General features: G+C 34.4%; 16 protein-coding genes and 2 pseudogenes. 14 read left to right on the forward strand and 4 right to left on the reverse strand.

The genetic code is table 11. The annotated features are described in order from the left end of the window. The 7 genes and pseudogenes from MKY69_RS10425 to MKY69_RS10455 all read left to right on the forward strand — a co-directional run. Positions 1–485: mobilization protein (locus MKY69_RS10425; RefSeq protein ID WP_340791944.1), on the forward strand; the 485-nt coding region annotated here is incomplete at its 5' end. 16 nt (positions 486–501) lie between these two features. After that, positions 502–1104, forward strand: coding sequence for a protein adenylyltransferase Fic (fic, locus tag MKY69_RS10430; RefSeq protein WP_340791946.1), 603 nt, complete (start codon positions 502–504; stop codon positions 1102–1104). A 395-nt stretch (positions 1105–1499) separates the two neighbouring features. After that, complete coding sequence (locus MKY69_RS10435; RefSeq protein WP_121796432.1) at positions 1500–2693, forward strand: RepB family plasmid replication initiator protein; 1194 nt, start codon at positions 1500–1502, stop codon at positions 2691–2693. Then, positions 2690–3232 carry a hypothetical protein gene (locus MKY69_RS10440; RefSeq protein WP_065733513.1) on the forward strand — a complete coding sequence of 181 codons (543 nt, stop codon included), beginning with the start codon at positions 2690–2692 and terminating at the stop codon, positions 3230–3232. Before MKY69_RS10435 ends, MKY69_RS10440 begins: the two co-directional genes overlap by 4 nt. Continuing rightward, complete coding sequence (locus MKY69_RS10445; protein WP_340791959.1) at positions 3220–4479, forward strand: restriction endonuclease subunit S; 1260 nt, start codon at positions 3220–3222, stop codon at positions 4477–4479. Before MKY69_RS10440 ends, MKY69_RS10445 begins: the two co-directional genes overlap by 13 nt. A gap of 338 nt (positions 4480–4817) precedes the next feature. Further along, positions 4818–4937: pseudogene (locus tag MKY69_RS10450) on the forward strand (site-specific integrase); the annotation flags it as partial. Between the two features lie 426 nt (positions 4938–5363). Continuing rightward, positions 5364–5555 (forward strand): hypothetical protein, encoded by a 192-nt coding sequence (locus tag MKY69_RS10455; RefSeq protein WP_064686950.1) that lies wholly within the window; start codon positions 5364–5366, stop codon positions 5553–5555. A gap of 169 nt (positions 5556–5724) precedes the next feature. On the opposite strand, the gene MKY69_RS10460 is transcribed toward MKY69_RS10455, so the two are convergent. Both MKY69_RS10460 and MKY69_RS10465 read right to left on the reverse strand, forming a co-directional pair. Then, positions 5725–6276, reverse strand: coding sequence for a tyrosine-type recombinase/integrase (locus MKY69_RS10460; RefSeq protein ID WP_002396187.1), 552 nt, complete (start codon positions 6274–6276; stop codon positions 5725–5727). Positions 6277–6415: 139 nt separating this feature from the next. Continuing rightward, positions 6416–8323, reverse strand: coding sequence for a heavy metal translocating P-type ATPase (locus MKY69_RS10465; RefSeq protein WP_002301365.1), 1908 nt, complete (start codon positions 8321–8323; stop codon positions 6416–6418). Between the two features lie 255 nt (positions 8324–8578). On the opposite strand from MKY69_RS10465, the gene MKY69_RS10470 reads away from it, so the two are divergent. Continuing rightward, complete coding sequence (locus tag MKY69_RS10470; protein ID WP_340791967.1) at positions 8579–8899, forward strand: ArsR/SmtB family transcription factor; 321 nt, start codon at positions 8579–8581, stop codon at positions 8897–8899. A 111-nt stretch (positions 8900–9010) separates the two neighbouring features. Here the strand turns inward: MKY69_RS10470 and MKY69_RS10475 are convergent, their stop codons facing one another. Both MKY69_RS10475 and MKY69_RS10480 read right to left on the reverse strand, forming a co-directional pair. After that, positions 9011–9625 (reverse strand): CadD family cadmium resistance transporter, encoded by a 615-nt coding sequence (locus MKY69_RS10475; protein ID WP_010620830.1) that lies wholly within the window; start codon positions 9623–9625, stop codon positions 9011–9013. Between the two features lie 16 nt (positions 9626–9641). Next, entirely contained in the window at positions 9642–10007 is a 366-nt protein-coding gene (locus tag MKY69_RS10480) for an ArsR/SmtB family transcription factor (protein WP_340791970.1), read from the reverse strand. A gap of 211 nt (positions 10008–10218) precedes the next feature. On the opposite strand from MKY69_RS10480, the gene MKY69_RS10485 reads away from it, so the two are divergent. The 6 genes and pseudogenes from MKY69_RS10485 to MKY69_RS10510 all read left to right on the forward strand — a co-directional run. Further along, on the forward strand, positions 10219–11172 hold the full coding sequence (locus MKY69_RS10485; protein ID WP_340791971.1) for an alpha/beta fold hydrolase: 954 nt from the start codon (positions 10219–10221) through the stop codon (positions 11170–11172). Between the two features lie 336 nt (positions 11173–11508). Further along, on the forward strand, positions 11509–11898 hold the full coding sequence (locus MKY69_RS10490; RefSeq protein WP_246934392.1) for a DUF6157 family protein: 390 nt from the start codon (positions 11509–11511) through the stop codon (positions 11896–11898). 88 nt (positions 11899–11986) lie between these two features. Continuing rightward, positions 11987–12493 carry a response regulator transcription factor gene (locus MKY69_RS10495; RefSeq protein ID WP_246934393.1) on the forward strand — a complete coding sequence of 169 codons (507 nt, stop codon included), beginning with the start codon at positions 11987–11989 and terminating at the stop codon, positions 12491–12493. A 552-nt stretch (positions 12494–13045) separates the two neighbouring features. Further along, positions 13046–13411 (forward strand): plasmid mobilization protein, encoded by a 366-nt coding sequence (locus MKY69_RS10500; protein ID WP_094519027.1) that lies wholly within the window; start codon positions 13046–13048, stop codon positions 13409–13411. Continuing rightward, complete coding sequence (locus MKY69_RS10505; RefSeq protein ID WP_340791982.1) at positions 13390–14622, forward strand: relaxase/mobilization nuclease domain-containing protein; 1233 nt, start codon at positions 13390–13392, stop codon at positions 14620–14622. The genes MKY69_RS10500 and MKY69_RS10505 overlap by 22 nt, the downstream gene beginning before the upstream one ends. Next, positions 14619–14760: pseudogene (locus MKY69_RS10510) on the forward strand (mobilization protein); the annotation flags it as partial. The gene MKY69_RS10505 and the pseudogene MKY69_RS10510, both read left to right, overlap by 4 nt.

A 14760-nucleotide genomic window follows, 5' to 3' on the forward strand; every position in this document is an offset into this window, starting at 1 on the left:
AAGCTGTTGCGAATCAAAAAATGGAGTCTGCCATTCAAGAACAACTCCATCGTTTAGAGGCAGAAAACTTAAAAGCGACCATACTGAAAGACATTCAAGTTGAAAAACAAGCATTACTCGCTTTGAAAAAAGAACTGAATGAACAAAAAGAGCAGATCAAAGCAGATCGCAAACGTGAGATTGTCGAACGTTACGGTATTCTGATTGCGAACATTGTCTGCCTGTTCTGTTTCTTAGTTGTCGGTATTCTCATCGGACGATGGATTTATAAAGGTATCTGGGATGGTTGGGGGTTGCATATTTTGTATGACACAGTGATGGAAATACAGCCTAAACATCCTTATGGGGCAGTCGTTCTTGGATTAGGTGGTTTTGGTTTAATCGGTGCTGGAATCTATGGCAGTTTTCGATTGATGTATGAAGCTTCAACGACTTGGTTAGATAAACGTCCAAAAATCTTTAAAAGAATCTTTCCGAAAAAATAGAGAGTGAGGTAATCCTGTGGTTTTAGAAAATAAATTAGGCTTAACAAATTCAGCAGAATTAGCTAAACAAGAAGAGTTATTAACGAAAACAAGAGCCAAAGAATTGTTTGAGTCTGGCAAAATAGAGAATCTGGAAATTGGGACGTTTCAAGGCTTATCTGATATTCATCAGTTTTTATTCCAAGATATTTACGACTTTGCGGGAAAAATTCGAGAAGTGAATATTGCGAAAGGAAACTTTCAATTTGCGCCACGTATTTTTTTAGCGCAAACACTTGAATATATTGATAAATTACCTCAAGAAACATTTGATGAAATTATTGATAAGTATTCGGATATGAATGTGGCGCATCCTTTTAGGGAAGGCAATGGACGAGCCACTCGTATCTGGTTGGATTTAATTCTTAAAAATAAACTACACAAAATTGTCGATTGGAATCAAATTGATAAGGATGACTATTTAAATGCCATGATCCGTAGTACAGTCAGCACCAATGAATTAAAATATTTGATTCAAAAGGCTTTAACCGATGATTTAGGAAAAGAACAATTCTTTAAAGGAATTGATGCGAGTTATTATTACGAGGGCTATTACGAAATTAAAACAGAAGATCTATAAACACGTATAAACACGATTTAAAGAAACAGACTGCTCAAGTTTTATATTGAGCAGTCTGTTTCTTTTTTTGGATGATTTTGACCTTTGGTTTTAAATTTTTGAAAAAAATAAAAATAGGCGAAGCCTATATTACATTTATCTTATATATTTTAATCTTTTGTTCTTTTGCGTGGAGAAAAAGTCAGTCAGAATAAGGCTTTCCAGATTTTTATAGCTACTAAAAACTGTGTATATAGCTACTAAAAACTGTGTATATAGCTACTAAAAACTGTGTATATAGCTACTAAAACATTGAGAAAGTAGCTATAAAATGATATAATAAAAGCATAGAGAAAATTCACGGCAAAATGACTTTCTCTATGCCTATTTCAAACACGCAAAGGAGCGTATTTTATATGTCTAGTATAACAGAAAAAGCAAAAAATCAAAAGCAGGTGCTAACCTTGAACGAACTCTCAAAACGTAAAGTCGTCGAGCATAACAGCTTGATAACATCAATCGCTAAAATGGATAAAACGCCCTTAAAAATGTTTGAGTTGGCGGTATCTTGTATCAATACCGAAGAACCACCCAAAGACAATACCGTCTATCTTTCAAAGGCTGACCTTTTTGCTTTTTTTAAGGTATCCGACAATGACAAGCATAGTCGCTTTAAACAAGCAGTACGAGCTATGCAAAAAGAAGCCTATTTTGAAATTAAGGAAGAAGCAGGCAAGGGGTTTAAATTTAAAAGCATTGTTCCTATCCCTTACGTGGAATGGACAGATTATCATGATGAAGTAAAAATTGAATTTCATCGTGAAATTATGCCTTACTTAATCAATCTTAAAAAGAATTTTACACAACACGCTTTGTCAGAAATTTCTGAATTGAATAGCAAGTACAGCATTATCTTATATCGTTGGTTATCCATGAATTATAACCAATATGAGCATTACAGTGTCAAGGGCGGACGGAGAGCCGAACAAGTAGAAAGCTACCGCAATCCCTCAATATCGGTTAAAGAACTAAGGATAATGACTGATACCGTCAATGAATATCAGCGATTTACCAATTTTACTAAAAAAATATTAGATATTCCCTTAAAAGAAATCAACGATAATACGACTTTTAAGGTGTCCTATGACAAAGTCAAAAAAGGACGGAGCATTGACTCTATTGTCTTTCATATCGAGAAGAAACGGTGTGCAGACGATAATAGTTACAAACTCAATGATAAAATGTATCAAGCAGAACAAGCAAAGAAAGAAGAAACAGAAGATAGGCTAGCTATTGAAGCAATGAAAAATAAATATACTAAGCTATTACTCGATAATATGCTTCTAAATTCTTATGAAATGACCGATACGTCACTTATGGCAGGATTGCAGGCGCACGTGTACCCTCTCTATGACGAACTGAAAGAATTACGAGGCTTGAATGGTGTCAAAGACCACTTGTCTTATGTGGCTGCTAAACAAGAAGCCTATTCAAAACGGAATATTGCTAAATACCTTAAAAAAGCGATTGAACAATACCTCCCAACAGTTAGAGGAAGTGAGATAGAAAATATGGCAGACCTATTGAAAAAAATAGAGGGTAAAGCATGAGTGAAGATTTAAAAACCATAAAAGAACTTGCTGAGGAGTTAGGGTTTATAAAGCAAACAATACAATATCACGTAAAGTTTTTGCCGACTAAAAATCGACTAAAAAACTCTAGTGGTGCTATTGTCTTAAACCTTGAAGAACAAAGGTTTATAAAAAATAGGCTAACTAAAAATCGACCAAATAACGACCAAAAATCGACTAAAGAACCGACTAAAAATCGACCAAAAAAAGATAAAGAAATATCTATAAATAATGTTTTACTGGAGCAACTAAAAACAAAAGACGAACAAATAAAAAGTTTAGTGGAAGCACAAAAACAAACTCAAAACCTCTTAGACCAACAGCAACGCCTAGCATTGCAGGATAAAAAGTTACTTGATGAGTATAAGTCAGAAATCAATGACTTAAAAGCTCTTAAAATGCCTACACAAGATACAAAAGTGGAGCAAGTGAGTAGCAAACAACCACAGGAAGTAGAAAGCGTGGCGGAAGAACCAAAGAAAGCACCTAGAAAGTGGTGGGGACTATGGCGAAAATAGATGATTCAGTTAAAAAGAAAGTTCCAGAATTAAGGTTTCCGGGATTTACGGATGATTGGGAAGAGCGTAAGTTGGGAGATTTAGCTACTAGTTTCGAATATGGACTTAATGCATCAGCTAAAAGCTTTGATGGAACCCATAAATATATCCGCATTACAGATATAGACGATTCAAGTCGAAAATTTAATAGTCAATCTTTAACTTCTCCAGATATAGACTTAAGTTCGGCAGATAACTATAAATTAAAAAATGGCGATATTTTATTTGCTCGTACTGGTGCAAGTGTTGGAAAAAGTTATATATACGCTGATTCTGATGGATTAGTCTACTATGCAGGGTTCTTAATAAGAGCTAGAATAAAATCTGGAGTCGACTCAAATTTTGTATTTCAACATACACTCACAAGTTCTTACGAAAATTTTATTCGAGTTACCTCACAACGTTCAGGACAACCTGGGGTAAATGCAAAAGAATACTCTACCTTTGAAATAAGTGTTCCCAGTTATGAAGAACAACGAAAAATCGGCTCATTCTTCCAACAGTTAGATGAAACTATCGCTCTTCATCAGCGTAAGTTAGATTTGTTGAAAGAACAGAAAAAAGGCTACTTGCAAAAAATGTTCCCTAAAAATGGTGCCAAAGTTCCTGAATTGCGATTTGCGGGGTTTGCTGACGATTGGGAAGATCGTAAGTTGTCCAGTATTGCAGAACGTGTTACTAGAAAGAATAAAAATAATGAATCGACTCTTCCTCTTACTATATCAGCACAAGATGGTTTAGTGGATCAAAATGATTATTTTAATAAACAAGTTGCTAGCCGTGATGTTACAGGATATTTTTTAGTTAAAAATGGTGAATTTGCCTATAATAAAAGTTATTCAAATGGATATCCATGGGGAGCTATTAAACGTCTAGATAAGTATGAAATGGGTGTGCTATCAACCCTTTACATTGTATTTAAGCCAACTGCTATTAACTCACAGTTTCTAGTTTCCTATTATGAGACGACAAGGTGGTATAGGGAAGTTTCTAAAAATGCGGCGGAAGGGGCACGTAATCATGGTTTGTTAAATATCTCTCCTAATGATTTTTTTAATACGTTGTTAACTATCCCAAAATCAGCAGAAGAACAACAACAAATCGGATCGTTCTTTAAACAATTAGACGATACTATCGCTCTTCATCAACATAAGTTAGATTTGTTGAAAGAACAGAAAAAAGGCTTTTTACAAAAGATGTTTGTTTAGGGTCTATAATTAGATAATAACCTCTATACAACGCTATTAAAACAACCCCCGTTATCTATTGGACAGGTAATAGGGGTTGTTTTTATGTTTTTTTAATATAATAGAACCAAAGATGGAGGGATTATTTGGGATGGTAGGCATGCTTTTACTAGCAATCATGTTCATTTTTATCCCTGTTTGTTTTCTTATCGTAAACTGGGAGCAATTAAAAAGTTGTTTTCAAAAAAATAACAGATGAAACCCTTGCTACAAGCGGATGTGCAGAAATGAGACACCGACAAGAAAATAAATAAATAATTTAATTATTTACTTATTTTTTTGAAAGGAATATATGATATATGGTTCAACAGATTGTTTTACCTATCAAAGATTCAAATATCTTACAAATGGTGCAGGATACACTACTTGATAGTTTTCGTGCTGGTCGTATACCCCCCCATTTTTCCAAATTCCAAATTTTTTTCAAAAATTTTCCAGCGCTACCGCTCGGCAAAATTGCAAGCAATTTTAAAACCATGAGGGAATTTCATTCCCTCAAACTCCCTTGGGCCTCCTCCGACCGAAATAAACGCTAAAACGTCTCAGAAACGATTTTGAGACGTTTTAATAAAAAATCGATAAATTATATTGGCAAATTATAAAAATGCCGTAGAACGAAAAATAGAGCCCTTAAAAAGCAAATAAACTCCAATAGCAATAAAAAACAAAACCAAAACCCAAAAGATGAAAAATAAATACAACAGCAAAAATAAATCATAGTTCGATTTTTCGAACTATGCGCACTTACACATCACTTTAAAAAGTGATGAAATTGCGTGCCATTTTTCATGACAATGTTCATGACAATGCGCACTTACACACCACTCCAAAATTGGGTGGTTTTTGTGCTTAAAAAAATGTATCAGAAGTCGGCTAGCCGACAACAAATCCTTGAAACACCTGAAAACGATCCTAAACGATCTTTTAGACCAAAACAAAACCGAAATCGCGAAAATTCAACACGAAATGAACCAGAACAACCACCAATTAAGCGAGATCAATCAGACCATAACCGAGACCATGGACCAAGTCTTTAAGCAGTTAAACGCTGAAATCAAGCGAACCAATCAAAAATTAACCTTAGAAGTGGTGGAAATTTTAGAAATAATCAAAGTATCTAAGATATCTATGCTATCTTAGATACTTTTTTCGTGAATTTATCTAGATATCAAAAAACAATGAATTCTTGAAAATATTGTCTTAAAGTTAGAAACCTAAACGGAAGTTCAACAATGTTTCGCTAATCTCGTCTTCATTAATTCCGATATAGCGTTTAGTAATTTTCTCACTGCTATGACCAAATATTTCCATTAACGTGGCCACATCTTTGGTCTTTTTGTAATAATGATACCCAAACGTTTTCCGCAGCGTGTGCGTCCCAATATCGTCTCTTCCTAACAGCTTAGCGACCTTTTGAAACATCTGATAGACTGTATTGACTTCTACATGGCCCCCTTTGGTACTGGGAAACAAATAATCCTCTGGCTCCAAGTCTTTCGTGTAGTCCTGGATCAACTCCTGCAGGCTACTTAAATATAAAATGCGTGTTTTCCCGGTTTTTTGCTCCACAATACGTGGGTTTTTCGAGGAAATCACGTCTTTTTTCTTTAATTTCACGATATCAGACATGCGCAAACCGCTGTTAATGCCGATCAAAAACAAAAAAACGTCGCGTTCGGCATTTTTGTTGCGTCTCAAACAGAATAAAAAGTCGTTGATTTCTTGCTGCGTTCGTAATGGTTGTACATTATAACTCATTGAAATGGTCTCTCCTCTCACAAAACAGATACATGATTTCGTTCATTATACCACGAAATCATGTATTGGACACCGGTATAAAAAAAGAACCCTATAGATATAGGATTCTGGATACACGATTTTATCCAATTTCATGTATTTATTTAGACTTTAATAATCGAAGACCATTTAATATCACGACTAAGGTACTTCCTTCATGAACAATCACACTAATGGCTATATCCGTTAATCCTACTAAGCTTACGGTAATTAGAAAAGCGACAACTACCATTGAGAAAATAATATTTTGCCAAATAACTCGATTCATTTTTAAAGAAATTTCATGAGCTTTTACCAATTTAGACAAATCATTTTTCATTAATACTAGATCAGATACATCTACTGCAACATCCGTACCTTCTCCCATAGCAATTCCAACATCTGCCTTCACAAGAGCAGGTGCGTCGTTTATACCATCTCCCACCATAGCGGTTATACCATAGGTTTCTTTTTGTTCATTGATAATGTTAGATTTATCTTCTGGCATGACGTTTGCAATTACTTGATCTACTCCTAATTGTTTACCAACAGCTTGCCCTGTCATTTCAGAATCCCCAGTAATTAAAGTGGTATGGATACCACACTTCTTAAAGTAATCTATAGTTGCTTTCGCATGTTCACTTGGAATATCCATTAATGCTATCAGGCCGATTACTTTTTCATTTTCTGATACATATACAACCGTATTACCTTCTGAAGCCCATTCTTTATTCAAACGTGTATAGTCATCCGATACAGCCTCAAAAGAAGTTGGTTTACCTATACGATAAGTGTTTTCGTTATAATCGCCTATTAAACCTTTTCCAATCTGATTTTCCACTTCAATAGCTAGTTTATTTTTTGGTTCAAACTTGTCTAAAATAGCACTTGCTAACGGGTGATTTGATTCTTTTTCAAGAGCCACTACGATATCAATCATATTTTCCTCGTTCACAGAATCAGAAAAGTAATAATTGGTTACTTCCGGTTTCCCTTTAGTTAATGTTCCTGTTTTATCAAAGGCAATGGCTTGAATATCCGCTAATTGGGACAAATAGGCACTTCCTTTTGAAAGTACGCCTCTTTTTGCTAGATTAGAAGTGGCTGACAATGTTACGGATACGGTAGCTGCTGCTAAAGCACACGGAGAAGCTGCGACTAAAAGGACTAATCCTCTATAAATACTTTGTGACCATGTCAAATCAAACAGCATAGGAGCAAGTAAAATGAAGAGTGGGATTGCAATTAAAACAAATTTAACATACTTAGGCTCAAACTTTTGGATAATACTAGACGCTTTTGTTTGATTCTCTTGATTTTGATTCACTAGTTGTAAAATCTTTGAAAAGACAGTATCGTTAGTTTCTTTTGTGACTTCCATAGTAAAGGTACCCGTTCCATTAATTGTACTCCCAAAAACTCCGTCTCCCTTTGATTTCTCTTTAGGTATACTCTCACCATTAATAGAAGATTCGTCAATCGAAGTAGAGCCTGATACTATTACTCCGTCAATCGGTACTTGGTCACCGTTTAACACTTGAAGTTGATCTCCTACTTTCAACTCACTAACATTAACGATTGTTGTATTGCCATCTTGCATGATTAGCCTAGCTGTTGTTGGATTCATTTCTAATAACTTGGTAATTTCTCTTTTACTTCTTCCTTCAGCATAATCTTCAAGAAAATGTGCTCCAGAGAAAATAAGAACCAATAACGTTCCTTCCCAAAAATTTCCTATCAGAGAAGCACCTATTGCAGCTATTCCCATTAAAATATGAGAATTAGGGGTAAATTTGTGTTGTCTTTTTGAGTTTTCAATCGTTTCTCCAATTCCTTCAAGAATAATGACATGATAACCAGCACTAATTGAAGCAATTGAAAACAAAGTGTTTTGGATTAAATTATTTTCTCCGTTTACAAATAACGCAATGAGCGACAATGCTAAACCAATAAAGTACAAAATAATTGGCATTTTCCCATGATCGTGACTATTATTTTCGTGTGAGTGTTGCTCTTGAATCTCTTTCATTTCTATCACCTTTCTTAATAAAACTTTTTTTTAGAAATCGTAATGCTTACGAATTACGTTTGAACGAACATTCATATGTCTATATATTCATTTTATATCGCTCTATCTAATTTGTCAAAAAAATAGTTATCTTATTTAGGTGATAAAAAAAATAGGACTCTAAAATAGCTACCCTTATACAAAAAATCTTGCTTTATAAAAATATTATGATAATCTAAATGTGAATAAACAAACATATGAAGGAGAGAAATTCTTATGAATTCATTATCAACTTCTCCATTAAAAAATGAATCTATCCAAGAGGTAAGTAAAATATTTAAAATGATCAGTGACCCTACCCGACTTTCAATTTTATTTCTTCTGCAGAAAGAAGAACTTAGCGTTGGAGCTATTGCGCATTCTTTGAGTATGGAACAATCAGCAATTTCTCACCAGTTAAAAACTTTAAAGACTTCAAGATTAGTAAAATCAAAAAGATCTGGTAAAAATATGATTTATAGCCTTGACGATCTTCATATTTTTAGTATTCTTGAGCAAGTTTCAACTCATATCGAAGAACAAGAAAAAGAAAAATAAAGACAAACTACAAGGTTAAAATGATTTTACAATTCATTAGTTCAAATAAAAAAAGACAGCGAGTTAAAATCTCGCTGTCTTTTTTTATTTGAACTTCACTATCGTAGTTGTTTATATAAAATTTAATAGTGTTTGAATCGTCCCATTTTCTATCAAAATATAAATTCCTAAGCCAATAAACACTATAGGAACAAGGATTCGTTCATATTTTTCTAAGGTTTCGGAAACAAAAGAAATCTTGGCTAATTTGTAACTGATATAGCAAAGAACCGCAACAGAAATAGCAAATACGATTAGAGCGGTGACAATCTCTGAAAAAGATAACGAGGCAAAGTAAGGAATATAAATCCCTAAGTTATCGCCACCAGAAGCAATTGTTATTAAGGCAACGGTCCAAAAGAAGCGGTTTGTTCCTCTTGATTCAAGCTTTTCAACGACTTCCTCTTCTTCTTCCTCCTCTTCGCCAACCAATGCCACTCTGATTCCTAAGAAAATCGGAATTAGACCGAGAAGCCCAATGATCCAATCTTGCGGAATGAAATTCAGCACATATGCTGCAAATAAACTTACGGCTACTAAGATACCTGTTCCTAGATATTGACCCCAAAAAATCTGACGGAGCCCTTTTTTTGTATGACTTTGAGAAAAAATAATCAGCAAGATAAATAAATAATCAATGCTGGTAGAAACGTAAACAGCGAGAGCTGATAAAATACTTTGTAACAAAATAACTTCCTCCAAACTAAATTTTCATAGATCTATTTTCTGACAACTTTAGAAAATCCTGCACAGCGGAAAGTATCTCTTCATTCGCTAAAGAATAATAAACTACTTTTCCATCTTGACGTGATTTTGCTATTTCGTTCTTTTTCAAAAAACGTAAATGGTGTGACGTTGTAGCAATACTAGCATTAAGTATCGCCGCTAAATCACAAACGCACATCTCCTTATAAGTTTCTAAAGTATAAAAAATTTTAATCCTAGAAGAATCGCTAAAACATTTTCCTAATATAAGTAAAGTTGAAAGGTCTTTATCTTTTAAATTGTTTTTAACACTAGCTACTTTTTCTTTATGTATACTGTTAGTTGTACATACTTCTGCGTTCATTAATTTAACCACCCCCATTCAAACGAACGTTTGAATGAAGTATAGCTATCTAAGCATTGTTTTGTCAATAAGTAGTTAATCTGTAGACAATTCAAATAAATTCAACATTGATAAAACAAGATTATTGATAGACTATTTTAAGCAATTTCATGTATTTATAAAGCAGAAACTGAGTTTGTCACATTAAGAATTGAGTAAAACTGGTGAGAATATGATTAGAGAAAAAGAGGTGGAAATGATTAAAATCAGTCAAGTACATATTGGAATATATATTTTAGGTGCTTTTGTCTTATTAGTTTTTATTATAATTATCCAATATAATAAAGATATAAGAAATTCATATGATAGACTTAATAATTATAAAACTAATAAAATTAGTACTGAATTCGGTAAGATGACTTATATGGATGAAGGTATTGGAGAGGCAATACTAATATCCCATGGTATTTTTGGAGGATATGATCAAGCTTATAACTCTTTAAAAAGCTTTGTAGAAGATAACTATAGGAAAATAGGACCATCACGATTTGGTTACCCTGGATCTGATTTACCAGTAAAACCAACACCAGGAAATCAAGCGAAAGCTTTTTTAAACTTATTAGATCAACTTGGAATTGAAAAGACATATATTATTACAACTTCTGCTGGAAGTGCATCAGGCATTAAATTTGCAATCGATTATCCCAAACGAGTTAAAGGTTTAATTTTACTTTCATCTGCAGTTCCTAATGTAAAAAAAACAAAGGATGAAATAGAGGGAATGACAGGACCACCTAAATTTCTTGTTAATGACTTTCCAATGTGGTTTTCTACAAAATATTTTGGGTTTATTTTTAAATCAATGTTTGGCTCAGAAATAGATAAAACTATTTATAATACCATGCTACCAGTAAGTCCTCGTAAAAAAGGGATAGAAATTGATGGGAAAATAACGAATATAGATATGGATATTAATTTTGAGAATTATGAAATCAAAAAAATAAAAGCACCTATTTTAGTCCTTCATGCTAAAGATGATCCCATGACAAAATACGAGAATATGGATAAATTTATTAAATTAACAAATGCTCAAAGTGCTATTTTTGAAACTGGAGGACATTTAATAACGGGACATGGAGATGCAGTTTCACAAGCAATTAAAAATTTTATAGAAGATGTTAAATGAATTTACAGATATATAATATAATCCAATTTGTATTAACTTCAATTATGTAAAACCCACTAAAACTGTTATAAGTATTGATATAAAAAGGATAGAGCAGATTTATTACTCTGTCCTTTTTTATTTTTCTTCTTTGAACTTGTCTTAAGGATTGATTCGGGTGTCAAAAGTAAACTAAATTTCTTTCTTCCTCCCTTTGAGAGCGGTATAATGCTCCCAAAGGGAGGGATTTTTATGTCATTCCGAGAAAACCCAGCGCATCAGATGAACTTGTTGGATGATCGTTTTGTTTGCACAAAATTTTGTTATAATAGAAAAAAGTGAGAAAGGATGTTTTCGATGAAAGTTCATACCACAAATTATAGAGATACCTTTATTGAAATTCCTCAAAATAGTCCCATCACAACAGCCGGTATCCCTCCAGAAAGAAAACAAAAAACGATTGCTCGAAAGCAATATGAGTTGTTGATTAATCAACCCTATCAACTCACGTCTGATGAAGTCTTGTATACCACAACTGCTGCCCATAAAGGCATTTCCAAAGAAGAATTTTTTTCAAAAGGACAGCCTTGTTTTCGAGCATCTCCCTTAGTAAAGCAATATGGCTGGGGTGTTCATTTTAATCATGAAGAAAAAATGGCGATTTATCCAATGGAATCAGAGGAATATCAGCGTTTTAAACAAGATTCTAGCTTGAAGCATATTCAATCCATGCGCCAAAAAAGATAACTATCATGTACCAATGGGGTGCATGATTTTTTGCATTCATATGAAATTCATATCCATAGTGTTTACTAAAGATAGAGGAGGCAACGGAATGGCTCATATTTTATATTTAGAAGACGATCGTGTCATTCGCGAAGTTGTATGTGAATATTTGTTGTTGCAAGATTATGAAGTCGATTTAGCTGTTGATGGGCAGGAAGCTCTAGTGACATTAACACAAAAAAAGTATGATGTAGCGATTCTAGATATTATGGTTCCTTTTGTATCAGGTTTAGAAGTATTGGAAGTTATTACTCAAACACAACCGCAATGTGCAACCATCATGTTGACGGCTTTAGGGGATGAAAGCAATCAGCTTGAAGCATTTAATCGTCTGGCTGATGACTATATCATCAAACCATTTTCACCACTTGTTTTATTGAAAAGAATTGAAGCCGTTTTACGTAGAACCAGGAATAAACCGGAATTAACGAATGGTTTGGAAGTGCGTCAAGAAAATTTTCAAGTGTATTATAATCAGCAAGCAATGACTTTAACATATCTTGGATTAGATCAAGCTAGTCGAGAAACGATGTTAGACCAAATTGATTTTGGGTAATGAATGTTTAGAACTTAGTAGTCGTCCAAAAACGACTACTTTTTTTGTTGAATCGTCCAAGGATGATTCGATGCTTTTGACTTGTAAGAACAGGATTGAATGAAGCCATACTGTTCGCATATTTTTAGTGGATGAACAAACAAAATACGAGAGATTTTTTGTTCGTTCATCCATGGTTTTAGAAAAAAGAGGGACGCTTTCGGAAGAAGAAAATCGTCTCTTTTTTTTCTTCTTTTTGTATGACAAAAAGAAAGATCTTTTGCCCATTTTATTTTTATAAAATGGGTAGGTGGCGTTTGCGTAAAGCAAATCGACACATTCCAAAGGGGATAAAAGGGGAAAGTGAAACTTCCCCCTTTTCAAGCCACATTGTAATACAAGAACGAAGTGCTTTGTATTACAATGTGATAGCTTGCAGTATTTATGGTTTTATATGGTCTATTTTGTTATAATGATTGTAACCGAATAGGGCGCAATGCTTATTACAAAATCAATGACAAAGGGCGATTGAGGAATGAGCGCTGGGGCATTTTATCTTTGAGGAGGCTATTTATGGATCAGAAAGAAGTATCACAAAATCAAACAAAGTACATTCAATTTAGATTATCTGAAGAACAATACAATAAGCTGAAAATTTCAGGAGAAACATATGGACTCTCTCCGAATCTCTATGCGAAAAAATTAGCACAAAAATCTCATTTAAAAAAACCTTATCTCGAACATGACCAAGCGAAAGCTTTATTGCTAGAACTCTCAAAACAAGGAACCAATTTAAATCAAATCGCCAAGAAACTGAATCAATTCGATCGAATGGACAACCAAGATAAAGAGCTGATCGAGGCTTTACGCTATACATACGGAGTACTCGCTCAAGCTCAAAAGGGGTATAAAGAGTTATGGCAACAATTGCAAAAATAAGCAATGGCGCAAGTGCAGCGAGCGCCATTAATTATGCTTTAGGTCAAGACAGACCCATGCATGAAAAAACTGAACAGTGGCTACAAGACCATCAATTGGAACGTCCTGTGGAGCTGACAAATTGTCGGGCAGTTGCCGTGGGTGGAACCAACGGGATTGATCCCTTTATCGCCAAAGAACAATTTGATGTCGTTCGACAACTTCATAACCAAACCAAAGAATCCAATCAAGTCTTGCGTATTACCCAATCTTTCGCCTTAGATGAACTGAATCCGAAAGTTCAAAAAGACTGGCAAAAAGCCAACGATTTAGGCGTTGAGTTAGCAGAAAACCTTTATCCTAACCATCAAAGCGCTGTTTATACGCATTTAGACGGAAAAAATCACGTCTTACACAACCACATCATTGTCAATAAGGTCAATTTAGAGACAGGAAAGAAATTAAGAGAACAAAAAGGAGAAAGCGTTCAACGAGCACGAGAAATGAATGATCGACTCGCTTCTCGAGAAAACTGGCACATTTTAGAGCCACCAAAAGAGTGCCAAACAGAGACAGAAAAAGAACTAATCGCCAAAAATGAGTATTCTTACATGGATGATTTGAGAGAAAGAATCAATAAATCGCTTCAAGATGTCTCTGTGAGCTCATATGAGACGTTTAAAGAGCGCTTATCCGATAATGGTGTAATTCTATCAGAAAGAGGCCAAACGTTCTCATACGCCTTTTTAGACGCCAATAACAAGCAAAGACGAGCACGAGAGACCCGATTGGGTTCTGATTTTGGAAGGGAGACCATTTTACATGAGTTGGAAAACCGAGCAAGACAAAACGAATTTAGCGCTGTTGAACAAGGAGAACCAGCGATTACTCCGCTTGAGCGAGACACTCAACAAAGAGAATCAGAAATTGTTAGCCTTGAACAAGCAATTGAACCAAGAAAATCAGAAGCTCTCAAGCGAGAATCAACAATTAATCGATTTATTGACACAATCAAACAGTTTGCAGGACGAGTACCAGAACTTACTCAACGCGTTACAAGAAAATTAAAGCAAACAAAAGAGAAAATCCTCGATGATTTTGAACGTCGCTTTTCAAAGGACATGAAAAATTACGAGCAAGAACAACAGAAAAGCCTAGAAAAACAAGCGAATAGAGACGTACAGTCCGAAAAGAAACCAACAAAAGATCATGATCGGGGGATGAGTCGATGAATAAAGATGAACAACTCGTTGTTCAAGTATTAAATGCTTATAAAAATGGCAAAATTGATTTCAGTAACGTTCCAGAACTAGACCGCTTAGTCCGTCAAGAGGTCAATAAAGAGTTTCGGGACTACCAAGAAAAAATAG

Origin of the sequence: Streptococcus sp. FSL R7-0212, assembly GCF_038007985.1 — a bacterium.
GTDB classification, from domain to species: domain Bacteria; phylum Bacillota; class Bacilli; order Lactobacillales; family Streptococcaceae; genus Streptococcus; species Streptococcus parauberis.